The organism is Saccharomonospora sp. NB11, from assembly GCF_015910535.1.
Lineage (GTDB): Bacteria > Actinomycetota > Actinomycetes > Mycobacteriales > Pseudonocardiaceae > Saccharomonospora.
The window spans coordinates 244,474-263,582 of record NZ_JACBJG010000006.1; the positions used below are offsets into that span (position 1 = coordinate 244,474).

The following is a 19,109-nucleotide window of genomic DNA, read 5'->3' on the forward strand; positions in this document are numbered from 1 at the left end:
GCTTTCGGTCGGCCGGCACGCGACACGAGCGATGGGCCGGGGCCCATGGCTCCCCACGGTGCTTGCCGGGCGGCGGCGACCGAAAACGCGATGTCAGCGCATCAGGGCGGGAACTCCCGCCGGACGGGTGACAGGTCCGCGTGGCTCGCGCGCTACAGGACCAGGACGGCGATGACGGCGAGCACGACCACGAGCGCCGCCACCGCCCACAGCGCGATCCGCATCGACGACGGAGCCGGGTCGGCGGTCACGGGCACACGGGTGGCCGCGTTCGCGGGGGGAACGCGCGGTGGCCGCGGCATCAACGGCACGGTGGGCATGGCCGGAGCCGTGGGAGGAACGAACCCGGCCTGCCTGCCCTTGCTGACGGCACGCAACGCGGCGACGGTGTCCCCGAGTGTCGGCCGCAGGTCGGGCTCGGAACGCAGCAGCTTCTCCAACGCGGCGGTCAGGGGACCGCTGCGGGACGGCACCACGGGGTCGTCCTCGCCCTCCGGCCCGAAGGGAGGAGCCCCTTCCACCGCCTCGAACAGGGTCGCACCCAGTGCGTACGCGTCGGAGGCCACGGTGGGTTCACCGCCCCGCTTCACCTCGGGCGCGAGGTAAGCGGGGTTGGGCTTGCCGCCGTGGATGCCGATGTCGGTGAGTTTCACGCCGCCGTCGTCGGCGAGCAGCACGTTGCCGGGTTCCACGGCGCCGTGGATGACGCCCGAGCCATGCGCGGAGGCGAGCGCTGCACCGAGCGCCGCACCGAGGTACCCGGCCTGCTCCGGGGTGAGCGTGCCGTGCTCGGCGAGGAAGTCGGCCATGTTGCGCGAGGGCACGTACTCCATGACGAGCCAGACGTCGTCGCCGTCCTGGAGCGCGTCGTACACCGTCACGGCGCTCGGATGGACCACCTGCATAGCGCGCTTGGCCTCGTCGAGCGCGATGCGCCGAGCCTCGTCGGGGTCACGTTCCGGGTCCAGGTACGTCGGTTTCGCCGCGACGGTGCGGTGCAGCATCGTGTCGAAGGCCAGCCACACGATGCCGGCCCGGCCACGGCCGATCGGCTGGTCGAGCCTGTAGCGCTCCCCGACGAGTGAGCCTTCGGTCTTCTTCACACGACCCCTTGTATCGCGATGCCGGTCAAACGCACATCAACGAAGCAGCAGCGGTCACCCCGTGACCTCCGGGTCCGGCTGCGACGTCACCGTGGTGGGCTCCGGTTCCTCCGGTTCCTCGGTCTCGTCCGGGGTCGAGGTGATCGGGTTCTGCGTCGTGGTGGTCTCGTCCGTCGTGGTGTCGGTGGTGGGCTCGGGCGTCTCCTCCGACGTCGGCTCCGGGTCCACCGGCAAGGGATTCTCCTGCTCCACCGGTTCCGTGGTGGCGGCGACCTCGGTGGTGGTCGTCGTCGGTTCCGTGGTGGGGATGATCGAGGACGACTGCGAGGTGTCCTCGACGGGAGGCTGGTCGCCGGGACCGGTGGTGGTGTCCTCACCGCCACCGCCGAACAACCACATCACGAACGCCGCCATGCCGATCACGACGACGGCGCCGATCGCGGCGGGCACCTTCCAGTTGCCCTTCTCCTCGTCCTCGGCGGGAGGCGGACCGTCGTAGCCGCGGTCGTCGTCGTAACGGTCGTCGTAGTCGTCGTAGCGGTCACCGGCCGACGCGTCGGAGCCGCCGTAGGCGCTGGACTCCACGGGGACGGCGCGGGTCGGCTGCGGCCCGGGTGCGACGGCCGTGCGGTCGTACTGGTCGTAGTCGTCGTACCGGTCGTAGTCGTCGTACTCGTCGTAGCCGCCGTGCGACTGCCCGGCACGTGGGTCGTCGTAGTACTCGTCGTAGTCCCGGTCGTCGTAGTCCCGGTCGCCGTAGTCGCCCAGCCGACCGGAGTGGCCGTCCGCGTAGTTGGCGGCGGCAGCACCGGCCGCACCTCCGAGCGCGGCGGCTCCCGCGGCACCGAGAACGGCGGTGCCGCCGTCGGCACGCGGGTGTTCCTGAGTGGGCTCCCCACCGGGGCCGCCCAACGGCGTCTCGCCGCGTGCGACGGCTGCGAGCAGCTCCTCGCACTGGGCCGCCGTCGGTCGGTGTCGGACGTCGGGGTGCAGCATCACGGCGAGCACGCTGGTCAGCGGACCCGACCGACGCGGTGGGTTGATCTGTCCCGCGGCCACGGCGTGCAGCAGGCCCAGCGTGTTCTCGCTGAGTCCGAACGGGGGCTGGCCCTCCGACGCGGCGTACAGGGTGGAGCCGAGCGAGAAGACGTCGGACTCGGGGCCGGGGTCGCCGCCGATGGCCACCTCGGGGGCCAGGTAGGCGGGAGTTCCGGCGATCATGCCGGTCTTGGTGACCGTGACGTCGTCCTTGGCCCGCGAGATGCCGAAGTCGGTGATCTTCACGGTGCCGTTGCCCGCGAGCAGGATGTTGCCCGGCTTGATGTCCCGGTGGACGATGCCGACGGCGTGCGCCTCCTTGAGCGCGGCCGCGACCTGCGCGCCGATCTTGGCGACCTCGACGGGAGGCAGCGTCTTGTGCTGCTGCAACTCCTGCGCGAGGCTCGTCGACGGCAGGTACTCCATGATCAGGCAAGGCTGCCCGTTGTCGTCCATCACCACGTCGAACACGGTGATCGCGTTGGGATGATGGAGTCGGGCCGCGATTCTGCCCTCGCGCATGGTGCGTTGCCGCGCGTCCTCGGCCTCGTTCTCGTCGAGACCGGGTTGGAGCAGGAGCTGCTTGATCGCGACCGTTCTGTGCAGCACGTCGTCGTGTGCCTGCCAGACGGCACCCATGGCACCGGTCCCGATCCGCTTGATGACACGGTAGCGGCCGGCGACCAGGCGACCCTCGTCGCTCACGCGACCTCCTTCGGGCTCGCACATACCGGAGTTCGTGTGCCGGCTTACCGAGGACCGACCCGTGTCAGAGTAGGCTGATTACCCTCTGCACTCACGGGGGGCACGCTCGGGGAGTCGGTCGAACCCCGATCGAGGGCCACGGTAACGGGCTTACAAGGCCGATGAGCTTACAGTGTCGGTCTCGGCGGTGGCGTCGCATGGTGGACGCTCGATCGCGGACCGTCACCGACGCCCGCCCTCGCAACCACCTTCTCCGGGGTCACGTCGGGGCGTGGGGAACCGTCCTCGACGCCGGCCACGGTCGGTGGCCCGAGCGAGGAGTCGTCCGCGTCGTCGTCGGCCAGCATCGACGCGACCACCATCGACCCCACCAGCGCCAACGCCGCCAGCAGGAGCGCGATCAGCTTGGCCCGACGAGCGAGCAGGCTCTCGGGTTCCTCGGGGGCCGGAGCGCACGTTTCCCCGTGGTCGCTGTGGTCCCCGTGCTCGTTGTGGTCGCATGTCGTGTCGATGGTCCTGCCGTCGACACCGATGCCGAGGTTCTCGATCGAGAGGTTCGGCACGGTGGGAGCGTCGACGACGACCGTGGGTTTCTGCCCGGATTGGCGCCGGTCGTGCACTGCCTGCCCTCGCCTGCGTGTGGTGTTGTGACCGTTGTCCTGCCGTGCGGTGCGTGGACTCCACGAGCCAGACAACTCGTTAGTGGAGCCGTTTACCAGGACTTGTCGGTGGACAGTACGGGGTACACGACGAACGGCGGGTCACGTCACCCGAGCAGAGTAACGATCACGTATGGAACCGGCGTTGCACGTGCACGCTGTCGTGCAGGTGCGTCGTGCAGGAGGCGTGGTCGGACGGCCCGAGCGCGCCTCCGTCAGGCGAGGTCGGCGGCGATCCGCTCGTCGTCGGAGAAGACGAGCTTGCGGGTCTGGATCTCCGTGGTGCCGTCGGTGTAGGTGACCTTCACCGTGTTCAACGTGTAGCCCTCGCGGGAGTCGACGAAGACCTCCTGGACCTCGAAGTACGCCACGTCGGCGTAGCGGTCGGCGAGTCCTTCCGGTCCCTGCGCGGCCAGCTCGCCGGTGGTGAGCGCGTGTGCCGCGTGCGGATCCTCGGTCACGGTGTCGAAGTACTGCTGCGAGCGCTGCGCGAGCAGGTCGCTGTCGTGCTTGGACCACAGCACGACGGGGGCCCGCTCGGTGGGCGCGGGGGTGACCGGCGGTTTCGGTGGCACCGCGACGCCGTCGGTGTCGTTCGTGCCGTCCTGAGCTGGTTCGCCGCCGTCGGCGACGTCCTCCGCGGCCTCCGCGGCGGTCGGGGACGTGGTGTCGTGGGTCGCGAGCGCGCCACGGGTGCCGTCGGCTCCCTCTTGCGCGGACGTGGTGGCCGACGGACCAGCCGGTTCGGTGGTGTTCTCGCCGGTACGCGGCGTGCCGTTGCCGTCGTTGCCCGGCAGGGTCGGTTGGGGCGAGTTCGGCCCGGGCCAGGTGTCCAGGGCCCGGGTGGCGTCGGTGGAGTCCGAGACGAATGCCGAGCCCGCCATGAGCATCGCCGCCACGGCGGCCCCCGACGCCACGCTGGCGAACCAGGCCGCCTTGCGCCACGTCCGGGGCGGCGTCACCGACGCGGGCACCGAGCCGAGATCGAAGGTGCCGAGACCGCGAGGGCCGGACGAGTACACGCGAACGTCCTCGTCGCCCTCGGCGTCGGAGGCCGTGGTCAGCAGGACCCGTCTGCGTCGGGTGCGGCGGGATCGCGGCACCTCGTCGTCCAGGGCCAGCACGCCCCGGACCTCGGGGTAGTCGTCGGAGTCGTCCTCGTCGCCGTCACCGTCGTGGCCCGTGGGGACACGGGGGAGTGGTTCGGTGCGGGCGTGCGAGGTGCCTCCGCCGTGAGCCGCGGGGATCCACCGTCCCGGTGCGGGCCGGTGTCGGTGCCCCGACGTCTCGCCGGGGTCGGGCCCGTGGTCGTCGAGCCCGTCTCCCGGGTCGTCCAGGACGTCGATGACACCGATGCGCCCGGTGTCCTCGTCGCCGCTGTCGCGACCAGGAAGGTCGCCATGGGGAACGTCGAAATGTCCGGTCATGCCGGGTGGACGCCTCCTCCCGCTGCTGCGCCCCCGTGTGCCGGGGTCGCCGTGGGGCCCGAGCGAGGGAGGCCGTCCGCCCACGTCGCTGCCCTCGGTCTCGCGCGTGCGGACCGATCGGCGTTCGTGCCACCCCTCGCGCTCACCTGAAGCAGAGTAGGAGCTTTTCGACCCGGCGGCGGGCACTGAACGCCGACGTCCGTCCGATTCACTCTCTAGGGGCGCGAGCCTCATGCGCCCGGTGGCACGTCGGCGTCGTGCCTCCTCCTCAGCTACCGCTGCGGTAGCGGGCCTGCGTCGACTGGAGTGCCTTCGTCGCCACCGCACCCGAGCCCACGGCCAGCAACACGGCGAGGATGTCCATCACGGTGCCGCCCGCGGTGAAGAGCAGAGCAACCACGGAGGCCGCTGTCGTGCCGCCCGCGATCGGCCACCGCGAGCGCACGTAGTCGGCGATCGGGCCGCCGCCTGCTCGCTTGTTCGCCGCACTGTTCAGCAAGGCCAGGTAACCGACGTGGGCGAGCGCGGCGAGCAGGCTCGCGATCGCGGCCACGACGGCGATGATGTTGACGATGTCCATGACACCAGTGTGCCGTCGCGTCGGCCCGATCCGGGTCAGGGGAATCCCTGAGATCGGACAACGGTACCGAAACGACGCCGAACGTCGTCGGTGTCAGCGCCCGAGGCGGCCTCGACCGAGGTTCAGCAGCGCCATGGCGAGCTGCCGCCCTTCGGGGCCCAGCTCCCGGTAGCGCGCGAGCACGTCCATCTCGCGGTTGTAGACGATGCGCGGGCCTCCGGCGGCCATCCGGGCGGCGCCGATCGTCTTCGACACCTCGGCACGTCGCTTCACGAGGCGAAGGATCTCGGCGTCGAGCCAGTCGATCTCCTTGCGGAGCTCGTCGATCTCCTCGGCGGCCGGGCGGGCGTCGTGGTCGGTGTCGCGGGTCTGGGCGTTCATCGTGACCTCTTCTCAGTCGTGGAGGTGGTCCGGTCCCCGAGACGACGAAAGCCCCGGGGTCCGGTGGACTCCGAGGCTTTCGTGATGACTGGGTGGCACTACGCGATCACGGGAGCCGGAGTCCGGATCCCGTAGAAAAATCGGAACGCGTCGTGTCGCACGTCGTCGAGTATGCCACATCGAACCCCTTCCGAGGCCCGCGGTGACGTGGACCGCACGCGGCGCGGCGGTGCGGCGACGACGGCGACGTAACATCGAGACGTCCCTTCCCGCCGTTCCCCGGCTCGGGCGATCGGCTCGCCGTCGGTGGCATCGAGTAGCGTCGGCGCACGTCAGCTCGCCAGGCACGTCGTTAGGTCCAGTCACTCACGATGAACACCCTGTTCGACCTTCCCCCCGAACCGGCGCACCGAGCCGGTGACTCGTCCTCCACCGACGCCCGTGAGGCTCTTCTGGAGGACCTCAATCCCGCACAACGTGCGGCGGTGGAACACCAGGGGCGCCCGTTGCTCGTCGTCGCCGGAGCCGGTTCCGGCAAGACCCGCGTGCTGACCAGGAGGATCGCCTACCTGCTCGCCGCGAGGGACGTGCATCCCGGTCAGATCATGGCCATCACCTTCACGAACAAGGCCGCCGCCGAGATGCGCGAGCGCGTGTCCGACCTGGTCGGCCGTCGGGCGGGGGCGATGTGGGTGTCGACCTTCCACTCGATGTGCGTCCGCCTGCTGCGGCGCGAGGCGAAGACGCTGGAGATGACGTCCAACTTCTCCATCTACGACGCCGACGACAGCAGGCGCCTCATGACGCTCGTGGGACGAGACCTGGACCTCGACCCGAAGCGTTACGCGGCGCGCGCGCTCGCCACGCACGTGTCGAACTGGAAGAACGAGCTGATCGACCCCGACGCGGCGGCTCAGGCCGCAGCCAGTGACTTCGACCGCAAGGCGGCCGAGGCGTACCGCGAGTACCAGCGCAGGCTCGTGCAGGCCGGGGCCATGGACTTCGACGACCTCATCATGCGGACGGTCGAACTCTTCCAGGCCTTCCCCGACGTCGCCGAGCACTACCGGCGGCGCTTCCGGCACGTCCTGGTGGACGAGTACCAGGACACCAACCACGCCCAGTACACGTTGGTGCGTGAGCTGGTGGGCACCGAACCCACCGAGTCCGGGCTGGAACCGTCGGAGCTGTGCGTCGTCGGTGACGCCGACCAGTCGATCTACGCGTTCCGGGGCGCGACCATCCGGAACATCGAGGAGTTCGAGCGCGACTTCCCCGACGCGCGCACCATCCTGTTGGAGCAGAACTACCGGTCGACGCAGACGATCCTGTCGGCCGCGAACGCGGTCATCGCCCGCAACCCGGGCCGTCGCGACAAGCGGCTGTGGACCGACGCGGGTGACGGTGAACGCATCGTCGGCTACGTGGCGGACAACGAGCACGACGAGGCCGCGTTCGTGGCCGGGGAGATCGACGCGCTCGCCGACCGCGGGGAGGCGAACTACTCCGACGTCGCCGTCTTCTACCGCACCAACAACCAGTCGCGGGTGTTCGAGGAGATCTTCATCCGGCTCGGGCTGCCCTACCGCGTCGTCGGCGGCGTGCGGTTCTACGAGCGCAAGGAGGTCCGGGACGCCCTGGCCTACCTGCGGGTGCTGTCCAATCCCGAGGACACGGTGAGCCTGCGGCGCATCCTCAACGTGCCCAAGCGCGGCATCGGCGACCGCGCCGAGGCCGTGGTCGCGACGCACGCCGAGCGGGAGCGCATCTCCTTCGCCGCCGCCCTGCGCGACGCCGTGGCGGGCCGGGTGCCGCTGCTCAACCCCCGCTCGCAGAAGGCGATCAGTGCCTTCGTGGAGCTGCTGGACGGGTTGCGGGACCTGGTGGACGAGGGCACCGACGTCGCGGACGTGCTGGATGCGGTGCTCGACCGCACCGGTTACCGCGCCGAGCTGGAGGAGTCGCGGGACCCGCAGGACGCCACACGGTTGGAGAACCTCGACGAGCTGGTGACGGTCGCCAGGGAGTTCACGGAGTTCGCCCAGACCGTGCGGGCGGAGCAGGAGGCCGGCGACGACGCCGACGACACCGATGACGGGGTCCCCGAGCCCGGCTCGCTCGCGGCGTTCCTGGAACGAGTGTCGTTGGTCGCCGACGCCGACTCGATCCCCTCACCCGACGGCGAGGAGGACGACGAGGACGACCAGGGCGTGGTGACCCTCATGACCGTGCACACGGCCAAGGGGCTGGAGTATCCGGTCGTGTTCTGCGCGGGCTGGGAGGACGGTGTCTTCCCGCACCTGCGGGCGCTCGGCGAACCGAAGGAGCTGGCCGAGGAGCGCAGGTTGGCCTACGTCGCCATCACCCGGGCCCAGCGGCGGCTGTACCTGTCCCGCGCGCTGGTGCGCACGGCCTGGGGGCAGCCGATGAGCAATCCGGCGTCGCGGTTCCTCGACGAGATCCCCGAGGAGCTGATCGACTGGCGTCGGCAGGAGCCCCGCAAGGAGGCCAGGGCGCCGCGGGCGGCCACCACGTGGGGGCGCAGGCCGGGCATCGGTTCCGACTCGGCGCAGGCGGGCCTCGCGGCAGGCGGGATGCGCACCACGTCATTCCAGGGCTTCTCGTCGTCGCCGAGGCGGGGCGACGCGTGGAAGAAGACGGTGGCGCTGAAGCTCGACGTCGGCGACCGGGTCAATCACGACAAGTACGGTCTTGGCACCGTCGTGGCCACCGAGGGGTCGGGTCCGAGGGCCACGGCCACGATCGACTTCGGCAGCGCGGGCACCGTGCGGCTCATGCTGATCGGCAGCGTGCCGATGGTGAAGCTCTGAGCCGGAGCGGCCCGTTTTTGTCGGACCCTCGGTCTAACCTCGATCTCGAACAGGGGTTCGACCGGGGAGGTCCAGGGTGTGTCGTGTCACGGCCGGGGTGGTGTCCGGCTCGGGGACAGGCGCGGCATACAGCGCGGCCCGGGAGTCGAGGGACTCCCGGGCCGCGTGGATCGTCTCGATCACCGACGCCGTCGGCGTCGGAAGGTTCGGCGTCGGAAGGTTCGGCTCAGACGTAGACGCCGCGAGCGGCGAGCCAGGCTCGCGGGTCGACCTTCACGCCGTTCTCGTGCACCTCGAAGTGCAGGTGGGGGCCGGTCGACTGGCCCTTGTTGCCGATGACGGCGATCTGCTCGCCCGCCTTGACGCGCTGGCCGACCTGGACGGAGAAGCTGTCCATGTGGCCGTAGACGTGGATCGTGCCGTCGTCGAGCTGCACGCGGACCCAGAGCCCGAAACCGCTCGCCGGACCGGCGTCGATCACGGTACCGTCGGCCGCGGCGAGGATCGGCGTGCCGATGGCGTTGGCGATGTCGATGCCGTAGTGGGTCTCGCCCCAGCGAGCGCCGTAGCCGGAGGTGAACACACCCTGCGCGGGTGCCACGAACTTGGGGCGCGCGGCCTCCTCGGCGGCCTTGCGCCGCTCCTCGGCCTCCCGCTCCAGCCGCTCCTCCGTGAGCTCGGCGCTCTCGGTGAGCTTCTGAGCCTCCAGGGAGGCGTCGGTGGGGTCGGCGGTGACCTGGAGCAGTACCGGTGCGCCCGCACGGGCGTCGCCACCGACGCCTGCGGCGCCTCCGGTGGTCATGGCCGTGCTCGCGTCACCGGCGTTGGCCAGGGGAGTCACGTCGGTGTGGCGTTCGGTCGAATCGCCGCCGGACGTGGCCTGAATCGTCTGTCCTGCTGCTGCGGCGGCGAACGCGCCTGCCGCGACGGCGGCCACCATCACACGGCCACGCAGCGCCGAGGACGGCGCGGGAAGCCGGTGCGAGCCCCGGGCACGAACGACAGCACTGTCCAGTGCTTCTTCGAGTGCCGGGGAAGGACCTTGGCCGCCGGGGGAGCGGTGTCGAGCCAAGACAGCGCCTTCCGTTACTCGGGGAGTCAGTCGCGATCCGCCGGGCGGGGGGACCCGGTTGAGCGGTGTCGGGGTACCGCTCGTGGTTCGTGATCTGACCGTAATGGGGACTGCGGGACAGTAACGAAATGGTGGCGCTGCGAGCAAGGTTCCCACCGTGGCGACGGGCGGCCTGGGGGCCGCCGTGATCGTGGGTCGGTCGCATGACGACAGGTAGACGGGTATTCCGATCGCAAATGTGATGTGCGTTACATTCAGGCAACCGGAGGTTTGAAACCGCGCGAATGAGATTCCGATCACCGCTCGCGCGCGCAACGCGCTCGCACGCGCGCCGACCCGACGGTCGGGCGGCCGGTCCGCCTTCCCGCGCACTCGACGGGGACCGCGGGGAGGCGGCTGCCCGGCTACCCTCGTCGCCGGAAGTTCCGCGTGGCGCGGGCTGCTGTGCCGGACGCGCCGCGTCGCCCGCGACGCCGGCACGGGGGTGGATCATCGGACCTCGACGCGTAGACGTGACCGCGGCGTCGCGACCCACGGGTGTCGACGGGGAGGCCGACACAGAGGTCGGCGGTCTCGACCGGCGCCTGCTCACGGCCGCGATGGTGGTCGCGGTCGTCGGTGCGGCCCTGCGCGCGGTGGGCGGAGTCGTTCCCGTGGTCGACGGCGGTGAGCCCGGTTTCGTCAGTGCCCCGATGCTCGTCGCGCTCGCGCTCGCTCCCGTACTGGTGGCCGGGGCGCTGCTCCGTCGAGCGCGGCGTGGCGCGGGCGCGGCTGTCCTGGTGGGGACGGCCCTCCTCGCTCCCGGTGCGGCCCTCGTCGACCTCCAGCTCGCGGCCGACGCGTCCGTGGCGTCCCGGCCGGAGTTGTATCTCCCGGTCGATCTCGGACTGCCCTCGCCGACGCCGGGTCTCTGGACGCTGATTCTCGGGCACGGGTGTGTCGTGGTCGCCGGAGTGCTGGCCTTCGCGGCCCTGCGCCGTCGGGACGCGGTTGCCGGCGGTGGGGCGGGCGGTGGTCTCCTCGCCGAGGGGGGAGACACCGACGGTCCGATCGGTTGGCGTCGCCGCGTCCTGTTCGTCGCGGGGGCGGCCGCGGTGGTCGGCGCGTACGGGCTGCTGATGGCGCCCTTCTCCTCCGACGACGTCTACCTGCTCGCGTCCAACGCCTTCGACGGTCCCGGGCTGGTGCTGCTCGGACTGGTGGTGTGTGCGCTCGCCCTACCGTTGAGTGTGGTGCTGTTCGTCGCCGAGTTCCGTGAGGCCTCCGTGGTGCGGGCGGCGGTGAGCGGGCTCGCGCTCGCTCTCGCCGGGGTGAGTCTCCCGGCGCTGGTCGCCGCGATCGCGATGCCGTCGCTGCACGTCGGCGCGGGGTCGGTCATCGCCGCATTCGGCGTGTTCGGTCTCGGAGCGGCGTCGCTCAGCCTCGGGCGTGCGGAGCCGCGGCAACCGGACGCCGAGGTGGACGCGCACCTGCCGGGCCGGCGTGGTCTCGAAACGGGCACCGCGGTGGTCGCCGTGCTCACCGCCGGATTGGCCGTCCTCGGTGCGTTGTCGCCGCAGGTGGAGGTCGGCGGCGGCGCGGAGCCGCCCGAGAGTCCGGCCCGGTTCCTCCTGCTGGCGGCGGGTCTGGTGCTCGGCGTGGCCGGTGTGGCGATGTTCGTCGGACGGCTGGCCCCGCTGGTGCGGCCGGTGGTGTCGATGGTGTGGGTCGGTGTCCCGCTCGCGGCCGCGGCCGTGCTCGACACGGCTCTCACCACGGGCTACACGTCGTCGATGTTGTCCGTCTCCGGGCCGTTGTCCGGCGACGAGGTGACGGCGGTGTCCATCGACTCCGGACCCGGGGTGCTCTGGGCGTGGCTCGCGATGGTCGGCGCGGCGGTGACCGCGTGCTGTTCCGTCGTCGCCGGGCTGGTGGAGCGCGAGGAGCTGGACGAGGGCGAGAGCGTCGCGGGGCTGTCGGCGGTCGGTCTCCGCATGCTCACGCCGTTGGCCGCGGCGGCGGTGCTGGTGATCGCGGCCTTCGTGACGCCGATGGTGACGGCGGTCGGTTACGTCGAACCGGGCCTGATCTCCGACGTGGGTCCGCCGACCTGGGGGCTCGCCGCCGCGTTGGTCACCGTGCTCGGGGGCTGCGTGCTCGCGGCGCGGAGCAGGCCTGCGCGGGCGGCGGCGCTGCTGGTGGGGGCAGCCGCCGTGGCGGGGCTGCGGGCCGCGACGGCGCCGTTGGTCGGAGGACAGATCGACGGGGCCTCCGCGGGGCCCGGACTGTGGTTCTCGCTGGGCGCCGTGGTCGTGCTGCTCGCCTGTGCCGCGACGGCCGCGTTCGGTGGTCGGCGACCGTGACGACGTCGGCTCGCCCGGTGTGCGGCGGACCTCACTCGAACGGGTCGGCCATGGGGGCCGACAGCGCGATTTTCGCCACACTTCCCAGCTCAGACGGGGTGCGGTGACCCAGTTCACCTGACGTGGGCGATGTCGCGACCGGACGGCTCGATAGGGTCGACGGCGTCCGGCAGCACGGTTTCACACAAACCACATTTGGCGTGTCGTCAGGAGACTGAAGTAGTGGACCTCTACGAGTATCAGGCGAAGGAGCTCTTCGCTGCCCACGACGTTCCGGTACTGCCCGGAACCGTGGTCGGCGAGGCCGAGGAAGCCCGCCGGGCGGCCGAGGAAATCGGTGGCCAGGTCGTGGTGAAGGCTCAGGTGAAGACAGGTGGCCGTGGTAAGGCCGGCGGCGTGAAGCTCGCCGGTGACCCGGCCGAGGCGGTGGAGAAGGCCCGAGCGATCCTCGGCCTCGACATCAAGGGACATGTGACGCGTCGGGTGCTGGTCACGGAGGCGTCTGAGATCGCCGAGGAGTACTACTTCTCGTTCCTGCTCGACCGCGCCAACCGCACCTTCCTGGCCATGGCCTCCGCCGAGGGCGGCATGGAGATCGAGCAGCTCGCCGTCGAGCGCCCCGAGGCGCTGGCGAAGGTCCCGGTGAACCCGCTCACCGGTGTCGACCTCGACACGGCGCGCGACATCGTGACCAAGGCGAACTTCCCCGAAGCCGTTCGGGAGAAGGCCGCCGAGGTGGTCGTCAAGCTGTGGGAGACGTTCGTCGCCGAGGACGCCACCCTGGTCGAGGTGAACCCGCTGGTGCGGGACCCGAAGGACGAGATCATCGCCCTCGACGGCAAGGTGACGCTCGACGACAACGCGGACTTCCGGCAGCCGAAGCACGCCGACTTCGTCGACGTCGAGGCCGAGGACCCGCTGGAGGCCAAGGCCAAGGCCAAGGGCCTCAACTACGTCAAGCTGGACGGCCAGGTGGGCATCATCGGCAACGGTGCCGGCCTCGTCATGTCCACGCTGGACGTCGTGGCCTACGCCGGCGAGCGGCACGGCGGGGTGCGTCCCGCGAACTTCCTCGACATCGGTGGCGGTGCCTCCGCGGAGGTCATGGCCGCCGGTCTCGACGTCATCCTGGGTGACCCCGACGTCAAGAGCGTGTTCGTCAACGTCTTCGGCGGCATCACCGCGTGCGACGCGGTGGCCAACGGCATCGTCGAGGCGCTGAAGATCCTGGGCGACGACGCGACCAAGCCGCTGGTCGTGCGGCTCGACGGCAACAACGTCGAGGAGGGCCGCCGCATCCTCGCCGAGGCGGCGCACCCGCTCGTGACGCTGGTGGACACCATGGACAGCGCGGCCGACAAAGCCGCCGAGTTGGCTTCGGCAGGTGCGTGAACAACATGTCGATCTTTCTGAACAGTGACTCCAAGATCATCGTCCAGGGCCTGACCGGGTCCGAGGGCACGAAGCACGCCACCAAGATGCTGGCGGCGGGCTCGAACATCGTGGGCGGCGTGAACGCCCGCAAGGCGGGTCAGACCGTCACCATCAACGGCAAGGACCTCACCGTCTTCGGCACGGTCGCCGAGGCCATGAAGGAGACGGGCGCCGACGTCAGCGTCATCTTCGTGCCGCCGAAGTTCGCGAAGGACGCGGTCATCGAGGCCATCGACGCCGAGATCCCGCTCGCCGTCGTGATCACCGAGGGCATCCCGGTGCACGACTCGGCCGTGTTCTGGGCCCACGCGTGCGCCAAGGGCAACAAGACGCGGATCATCGGCCCGAACTGCCCGGGCATCATCTCGCCGGGACAGTCGAACGCGGGCATCATCCCCGCCGACATCACCGGCCCCGGCCGTATCGGTCTGGTGTCGAAGTCGGGCACCCTGACCTACCAGATGATGTACGAGCTGCGGGACATCGGTTTCTCCACCGCCATCGGTATCGGCGGTGACCCGATCATCGGCACCACGCACATCGACGCGCTGGAGGCGTTCCAGGCCGACCCGGAGACCGACCTCATCGTCATGATCGGTGAGATCGGTGGGGACGCCGAGGAGCGTGCCGCCGAGTACATCAAGGCCAACGTCACCAAGCCGGTCGTCGGCTACGTCGCCGGGTTCACGGCGCCGGAGGGCAAGACGATGGGCCACGCCGGTGCGATCGTGTCCGGTTCGTCCGGGACCGCGGCGGCGAAGAAGGAGGCCCTCGAGGCCGCCGGTGTGAAGGTCGGCAAGACCCCCACCGAGACCGCCGAGCTCGCACGCGAGCTGTACAAGGCGCTCTGACGCGCGACACGGGCGGGCGCGAGTGCGTGTCCCGCCCGTCCACCTCACGGAGAACGGGGCCGGGCACCTGGTGTGCACGGCCCCGTTCCGCGTCCGGGATGATCTGTGTAGAAAGAGCACCGGAACAGCGAAACCGCGTGCGCTCACATCGCGTCGAAAGAGTGGGCGGGAGTCGGCACCGTCGATCGGGGGCACAGCCGCGGCGAGGCGCTGTTGCGGCGGGCGTGCGCCGACCGCGACCCTACGAGCTCGAAGACGACAGGAGAACACGGATGACCTTCCCGAGCGGCACGCCGGGTGGATTCCCGGGCCAGAGCCCGCAGCAGCCACACCAGCCGTACCCGGGCCCGCAGGCGGCGGGACGGCCTTCGCTGCCGATGCCGAAGATCTTGCTGCTGGTGACCGGCGGGCTCGGGGTGTTGAACCTCTTCCTCGCCTTCGCCAATTTCACGGGCGGGAGCAGCTTCTACGAGTCGGCGGTCAACTGGGTCCCCGCCCTGTTGTTCATCGCCGGTGCCGTGGCTGCGGTGAGCTTCCTGCCCGGTGAGTCGAAGCCCGGGGCGTGGCCTGCGGTGCTGTCGCTCGGGACCGTGCTCGTGTTCCTGTTCACCGTGTTCCACGTCAACAATCTCGCCGTGGGCGGCATCCTCGTGCTGATCTTCGGCATCGCCCAGGCCGGTTGCGCCGTCACCGCGTACCTGCTGGACGCGGGCATCATCAAGCCGAGCAGCCAGCCGCAGCCGTACGGCCAGAACTACCCGCAGACCGGTGGCTTCGGGCAGCCCGGCCAGCCGGCTCAGTCGGGACAGTTCGGCGCGCCCGCGCCGCAGCAGCAGGGCCAGCCGGGCCAGCCCGCCGCGCCGGGGACGTCCTCGGAGGGCTCGGGCGGGTTCGCCGCGCCGACGAAGTTCGCGCAGCCGGTGCAGCAGCAGCCCACCGCGTACGCCCCGCAACACGGCCAGTTCCTCCAGCAGCCGTCGGGTGAGTCGAACCAGCAGCCCGGACAGCCGGGGCAGCCCGGCCAGGCCGGGACGCAGGGCGGTTCGACCGGTTCCAACGCCTGATCGATGACGTGTCGAGGGAGGGTGAGTCCCGTCCCACCGCCTGAGCGGTGGCGGCGTGGCTCACCCTCCTGACGTTCTCCGGGTGCGAAGGTGCCCCCCATGGGCAGACCGATCGTGCGCGACCACGAGCTGGGGTTCGATCGCATCCGGGTGCTCCTCGGCGTCGCGTTCGGACCGATCGTCATCGGGTACGCCGTGGTCGCGAGCCTGCTCGTGGTGGTGGTCGCGCTCGCGCCGAGGGCCGACTTCTCCGCCGAGGGTGTCCTCTTCGCCGCCTGTCCCGCGTGGTTGGCCGCCTACCAGGCGCCGCTCGACATCGACGGCGCACCGCTGGGGGTGCTGCCCCTGCTGCCGACGTTCGCCGTCGTGCTCGCCGTGTTCCGGGCGTCGATGGCGGCGTCGTACCGCCTCGACCATCTCGACGGTGGCCAGGCCGGAGTCGTGCTCCGCGCGCTGCCGGTGATGGGAGCGGTCGCGGGGGCGCACGCTCTGACAGCCGTCGCCTTCGTCGGCATCTCCGTCGGGACGTCCGTGGAGGCGCAGTTCCCCGAGGCCATCGTGATGCCCACCGTGGTGTCGGTCGTCGCGGCGCTGGTGGGAGCGGCCACGGCCTCGTCCGACGAGTGGCTGCACCGGCTCGATCCCGTGGCCGTGCGAGGCATCCGGGCGGGACTCGTGGCCTTCGGCGTCCTCATGGGGTTGGGCGCGCTCGCCTACGTCGGGGCGACGTTGGCGGCGTGGTCGACGCTGGAGACGTTGTTCGAGGCCTTCTCCCCGGACCCGGGCAGTGCGGTGGGCATGGTGCTGCTGAGCACCGCGTACGTGCCGAACGCGGCCGTGCTCGCGGCGAGTGTGCTCACGGGCGGCGGTTTCGTGATCGGGTCGGTGTCGGTGAGCGCGTTCGCGATGGACCCGGGACCGTTGCCCGCGTTGCCCGTCCTCGCCGGGTTGCCCGCGGAGTACGGGTCGTGGTGGCCGCTGCTGCTGGTGTTGCCTCTCGCGCTCGGAGCCGCCGTGGGGTGGTCGCTGCGGGACGTCGACGAGCGCGTGGTCGTGCGGCTGCGCGCGGTGCTCGTGGCGGGCGTGGTGTGCGGGTTCTGCGCGCTGGTGGTGGCCGCCGTCACGGGCGGAGAGCTCGGGGGCGGTGCCTACGATCCCGTCTCGGTGCGTGCCGAGGTGTTCTCCCTCACGGCCTTCGCCTTCGTGGCGGGGCCCGGTGCCGTGGTTGCGTGGTTGACCGGCGCGAAGTCCGATTCGCGGCGTACCCCTCGGAAGCGGCAGCGGGCACGACGCCCTTAGGGTTGGTGGCACCAGCTCAGTAGCCGTGCGCGCGGCGCACGCCCCGGTGAGGAGATCCCACTGGCTATCCGTTTGCGACTTCCGGCACGGGCGAGGACGGTGGTGCTCGCCTCGGGTTCGGGGACCCTGCTGCAGGCCGTGCTCGACGCGGCGACCGAGGACTCCTACCCGGCGGAGGTCGTGGCCGTCGGGACCGACCGCACGGGGGTGCAGGCGCTCACCAGGGCGGAACGTTCGGGAGTGCCGACGTTCACCGTGAAGATGAGCGACCACCCCGACCGGGCGGCCTGGGACAAGGCCCTCACCGAGGCCGTCGCCGCCTACCGGCCCGACCTCGTCGTCTCGGCCGGATTCCTCAAGATCCTCGGGCCGGAGTTCCTGGCTCGCTTCCCACATCGGGTCATCAACACCCATCCGGCGCTGTTGCCCGCCTTCCCGGGTATTCGGGCGGTGGCCGACGCGTTGGAACTCGGCGTCAAGGTGACCGGGTCGACGGTGCACTTCGTGGACGCCGGTGTGGACACCGGGCCGATCATCGCGCAGGAGGCCGTGGTCGTCGAGCCCGAGGACGACGAAGCGACGTTGCACGAGCGCATCAAGGCCACCGAACGCAGGCTGCTCGTCGACGTCATCGCGAAACTGGGCCGTGCGGGGTGCACGGTGGACGGACGAAAGGTGAGGTTCTCGTGAGCGAGCAGACCCCGATGGCGGGACAGCGGCCCGTACGACGTGCGTTGATCGGCGTGTCCGACAAGCGAGGCCTGCTCGAACTCGCGACGGGGTTGCACGCGGCCGGGGTGGAGATCGTCTCCACGGGCGGAACGGCGAAGGTCATCGCCGACGCCGGTGTGCCGGTGACCCCCGTCGAGCAGGTGACGGGTTTCCCCGAGTCGTTCGACGGCCGCGTCAAGACGCTGCACCCGAGGGTGCACGCCGGGTTGCTCGCCGACACGACCCGGGAGGAGCACCGTGAGCAGTTGCGGTCGCTCGACATCCTGCCGTTCGACCTGCTCGTCGTGAACCTCTACCCGTTCCAGAGCACGGTCGCGTCGGGTGCCGGGTTCGACGAGTGCGTCGAGAACATCGACATCGGCGGCCCCGCCATGGTGCGTGCCGCGGCGAAGAACCACGCGAGTGTCGCCGTGGTGGTGGACCCGGAGCGTTACGACTGGGTGCTGGAGCGGGTGCGCGACGGCGGCTTCGCCCTCGACGAGCGGCGGCGGCTCGCCGCGGCGGCGTTCGCGCACACGGCGGCCTACGACACCGCGGTGGCCTCGTGGTTCGCGGAGTCCTACGCGCCCGACGCCGAGGCCGCCGAGAGCGGTTTCCCCGACTTCCTCGGCGGGAGCTGGCAGCGGCACGCCGTCCTGCGCTACGGCGAGAACCCTCACCAGAAGGCCGCGATCTACCGGGGTTCCGAGCCCTCCGGGCTCGCCTTCGCCGAGCAGTTGCACGGCAAGGAGATGTCCTACAACAACTACGTCGACACCGACGCGGCGCGGCGGGCGGCGTTCGACTTCTCCGAGCCGGCCGTGGCGATCATCAAGCACGCCAACCCGTGCGGGATCGCCGTCGGTGGGGACATCGCCGAGGCGCACCGCAAGGCGCACGCCTGCGACCCGGTGTCGGCCTACGGCGGGGTCATCGCGGCCAACCGGCAGGTCACGGTGGAGCTCGCGGAGCAGATCGCCGACGTGTTCACCGAGGTGGTGCTCGCGCCCGGGTTCGACGACGACGCGCTGGACGTGTTGACGCGGAAGAAGAACATCCGGTTGCTGCGCCTGCCGGAGCAGGCGTGGGCCGAGACCACCGAGCTGCGGCCGATCTCGGGCGGGGTGCTCGTCCAGACCGCCGACCGGATCGACGCCGAGGGCGACGACCCGGCCAACTGGACGCTCGCCACCGGCGAGGCCGTGGACGACGCCACCCTGGCCGACCTGGCCTTCGCGTGGCGGGCGATCAGGGCGGTGAAGTCGAACGCCATCCTGCTCGCGCACGAGCAGGCCACGGTGGGGGTCGGCATGGGCCAGGTGAACCGGGTCGACTCTGCCCGGCTGGCGGTGAGCAGGGCCGGGGACCGGGCGAAGGGTGCCGTGGCTGCTTCGGACGCGTTCTTCCCGTTCCCCGACGGTCTCGAAGTGCTGCTGGAGGCCGGCGTGCGTGCGGTGGTCCAGCCCGGTGGGTCCGTGCGGGACGCCGAGGTGATCGCCGCGGCGGAGACCGTGGGCGCCACCGTGTACTTCACCGGGACCCGTCACTTCACCCACTGAGTCACGTTCTCGCCGCCGGTGCGTCACGGGTCTCGGCCCGGGCGCACCGGCGG

The 19,109-nt window shown here is 70.9% G+C and carries 15 protein-coding genes; 8 read left to right on the forward strand and 7 right to left on the reverse strand.

Annotated elements, in window-relative coordinates:
• Positions 1-152: 152 nt before the first annotated feature.
• The 6 genes from JAV51_RS11685 to JAV51_RS11710 all read right to left on the reverse strand — a co-directional run bounded on the left by JAV51_RS11685 (position 153) and on the right by JAV51_RS11710 (position 5,893).
• The gene (locus tag JAV51_RS11685; RefSeq protein WP_197320713.1) at positions 153-1,103 is read right to left on the reverse strand and encodes a serine/threonine-protein kinase; all 951 of its coding nucleotides are present in this window, start codon (positions 1,101-1,103) and stop codon (positions 153-155) included.
• Between the two features lie 54 nt (positions 1,104-1,157).
• A complete protein-coding gene (locus JAV51_RS11690; protein WP_197320714.1) occupies positions 1,158-2,846 on the reverse strand; it encodes a serine/threonine-protein kinase in 1,689 nt (562 codons plus the stop codon).
• A gap of 167 nt (positions 2,847-3,013) precedes the next feature.
• Complete coding sequence (locus tag JAV51_RS11695; RefSeq protein ID WP_231641898.1) at positions 3,014-3,409, reverse strand: hypothetical protein; 396 nt, start codon at positions 3,407-3,409, stop codon at positions 3,014-3,016.
• Between the two features lie 311 nt (positions 3,410-3,720).
• On the reverse strand, positions 3,721-4,932 hold the full coding sequence (locus tag JAV51_RS11700) for a hypothetical protein (RefSeq protein ID WP_197320716.1): 1,212 nt from the start codon (positions 4,930-4,932) through the stop codon (positions 3,721-3,723).
• Positions 4,933-5,200: 268 nt separating this feature from the next.
• Positions 5,201-5,512, reverse strand: a complete 312-nt coding sequence (locus JAV51_RS11705) for a hypothetical protein (RefSeq protein ID WP_197320717.1) — start codon at positions 5,510-5,512, stop codon at positions 5,201-5,203.
• 93 nt (positions 5,513-5,605) lie between these two features.
• The gene (locus tag JAV51_RS11710; RefSeq protein WP_197320718.1) at positions 5,606-5,893 is read right to left on the reverse strand and encodes a chorismate mutase; all 288 of its coding nucleotides are present in this window, start codon (positions 5,891-5,893) and stop codon (positions 5,606-5,608) included.
• A 371-nt stretch (positions 5,894-6,264) separates the two neighbouring features.
• On the opposite strand from JAV51_RS11710, the gene pcrA reads away from it, so the two are divergent.
• A complete protein-coding gene (gene pcrA, locus JAV51_RS11715) occupies positions 6,265-8,724 on the forward strand; it encodes a DNA helicase PcrA (RefSeq protein ID WP_197320719.1) in 2,460 nt (819 codons plus the stop codon).
• 226 nt (positions 8,725-8,950) lie between these two features.
• Here pcrA and JAV51_RS11720 read toward each other — a convergent pair whose 3' ends face one another.
• The gene (locus JAV51_RS11720) at positions 8,951-9,664 is read right to left on the reverse strand and encodes a M23 family metallopeptidase (protein WP_197320773.1); all 714 of its coding nucleotides are present in this window, start codon (positions 9,662-9,664) and stop codon (positions 8,951-8,953) included.
• Positions 9,665-10,308: 644 nt separating this feature from the next.
• Here JAV51_RS11720 and JAV51_RS11725 point away from each other — a divergent pair.
• The 7 genes from JAV51_RS11725 (at position 10,309) to purH (ending at position 19,056) form a co-directional block, all read left to right on the forward strand.
• Positions 10,309-12,138 carry a hypothetical protein gene (locus tag JAV51_RS11725; protein ID WP_197320720.1) on the forward strand — a complete coding sequence of 610 codons (1,830 nt, stop codon included), beginning with the start codon at positions 10,309-10,311 and terminating at the stop codon, positions 12,136-12,138.
• A gap of 222 nt (positions 12,139-12,360) precedes the next feature.
• Positions 12,361-13,530: an ADP-forming succinate--CoA ligase subunit beta gene (gene sucC / locus JAV51_RS11730; RefSeq protein ID WP_197320721.1), complete on the forward strand. Its 1,170-nt coding sequence runs from the start codon at positions 12,361-12,363 to the stop codon at positions 13,528-13,530.
• Positions 13,531-13,535: 5 nt separating this feature from the next.
• Entirely contained in the window at positions 13,536-14,423 is an 888-nt protein-coding gene (gene sucD / locus JAV51_RS11735) for a succinate--CoA ligase subunit alpha (protein WP_197320722.1), read from the forward strand.
• Positions 14,424-14,695: 272 nt separating this feature from the next.
• Positions 14,696-15,487 carry a DUF5336 domain-containing protein gene (locus tag JAV51_RS11740; protein WP_197320723.1) on the forward strand — a complete coding sequence of 264 codons (792 nt, stop codon included), beginning with the start codon at positions 14,696-14,698 and terminating at the stop codon, positions 15,485-15,487.
• Positions 15,488-15,586: 99 nt separating this feature from the next.
• Positions 15,587-16,786: a DUF6350 family protein gene (locus JAV51_RS11745; protein ID WP_197320724.1), complete on the forward strand. Its 1,200-nt coding sequence runs from the start codon at positions 15,587-15,589 to the stop codon at positions 16,784-16,786.
• Between the two features lie 72 nt (positions 16,787-16,858).
• On the forward strand, positions 16,859-17,476 hold the full coding sequence (gene purN / locus JAV51_RS11750) for a phosphoribosylglycinamide formyltransferase (RefSeq protein WP_197320725.1): 618 nt from the start codon (positions 16,859-16,861) through the stop codon (positions 17,474-17,476).
• Positions 17,477-17,490: 14 nt separating this feature from the next.
• Positions 17,491-19,056, forward strand: coding sequence for a bifunctional phosphoribosylaminoimidazolecarboxamide formyltransferase/IMP cyclohydrolase (gene purH / locus JAV51_RS11755; protein WP_197320774.1), 1,566 nt, complete (start codon positions 17,491-17,493; stop codon positions 19,054-19,056).
• Positions 19,057-19,109: the final 53 nt, after the last annotated feature.

Excerpts from the sequence above, each read along its gene's own strand:
- JAV51_RS11700 (WP_197320716.1), bottom strand. The coding sequence starts at position 4,932 with ATGACCGGACATTTCGACGTTCCCCATGGCGACCTTCCTGGTCGCGAC.
- JAV51_RS11705 (WP_197320717.1), bottom strand. The coding sequence starts at position 5,512 with ATGGACATCGTCAACATCATCGCCGTCGTGGCCGCGATCGCGAGCCTG.
- JAV51_RS11710 (WP_197320718.1), bottom strand. The coding sequence starts at position 5,893 with ATGAACGCCCAGACCCGCGACACCGACCACGACGCCCGCCCGGCCGCC.
- pcrA (WP_197320719.1), top strand. The coding sequence starts at position 6,265 with ATGAACACCCTGTTCGACCTTCCCCCCGAACCGGCGCACCGAGCCGGT.
- JAV51_RS11720 (WP_197320773.1), bottom strand. The coding sequence starts at position 9,664 with ATGGTGGCCGCCGTCGCGGCAGGCGCGTTCGCCGCCGCAGCAGCAGGA.
- sucD (WP_197320722.1), top strand. The coding sequence starts at position 13,536 with ATGTCGATCTTTCTGAACAGTGACTCCAAGATCATCGTCCAGGGCCTG.
- JAV51_RS11740 (WP_197320723.1), top strand. The coding sequence starts at position 14,696 with ATGACCTTCCCGAGCGGCACGCCGGGTGGATTCCCGGGCCAGAGCCCG.
- JAV51_RS11745 (WP_197320724.1), top strand. The coding sequence starts at position 15,587 with ATGGGCAGACCGATCGTGCGCGACCACGAGCTGGGGTTCGATCGCATC.
- purH (WP_197320774.1), top strand. The coding sequence starts at position 17,491 with ATGGCGGGACAGCGGCCCGTACGACGTGCGTTGATCGGCGTGTCCGAC.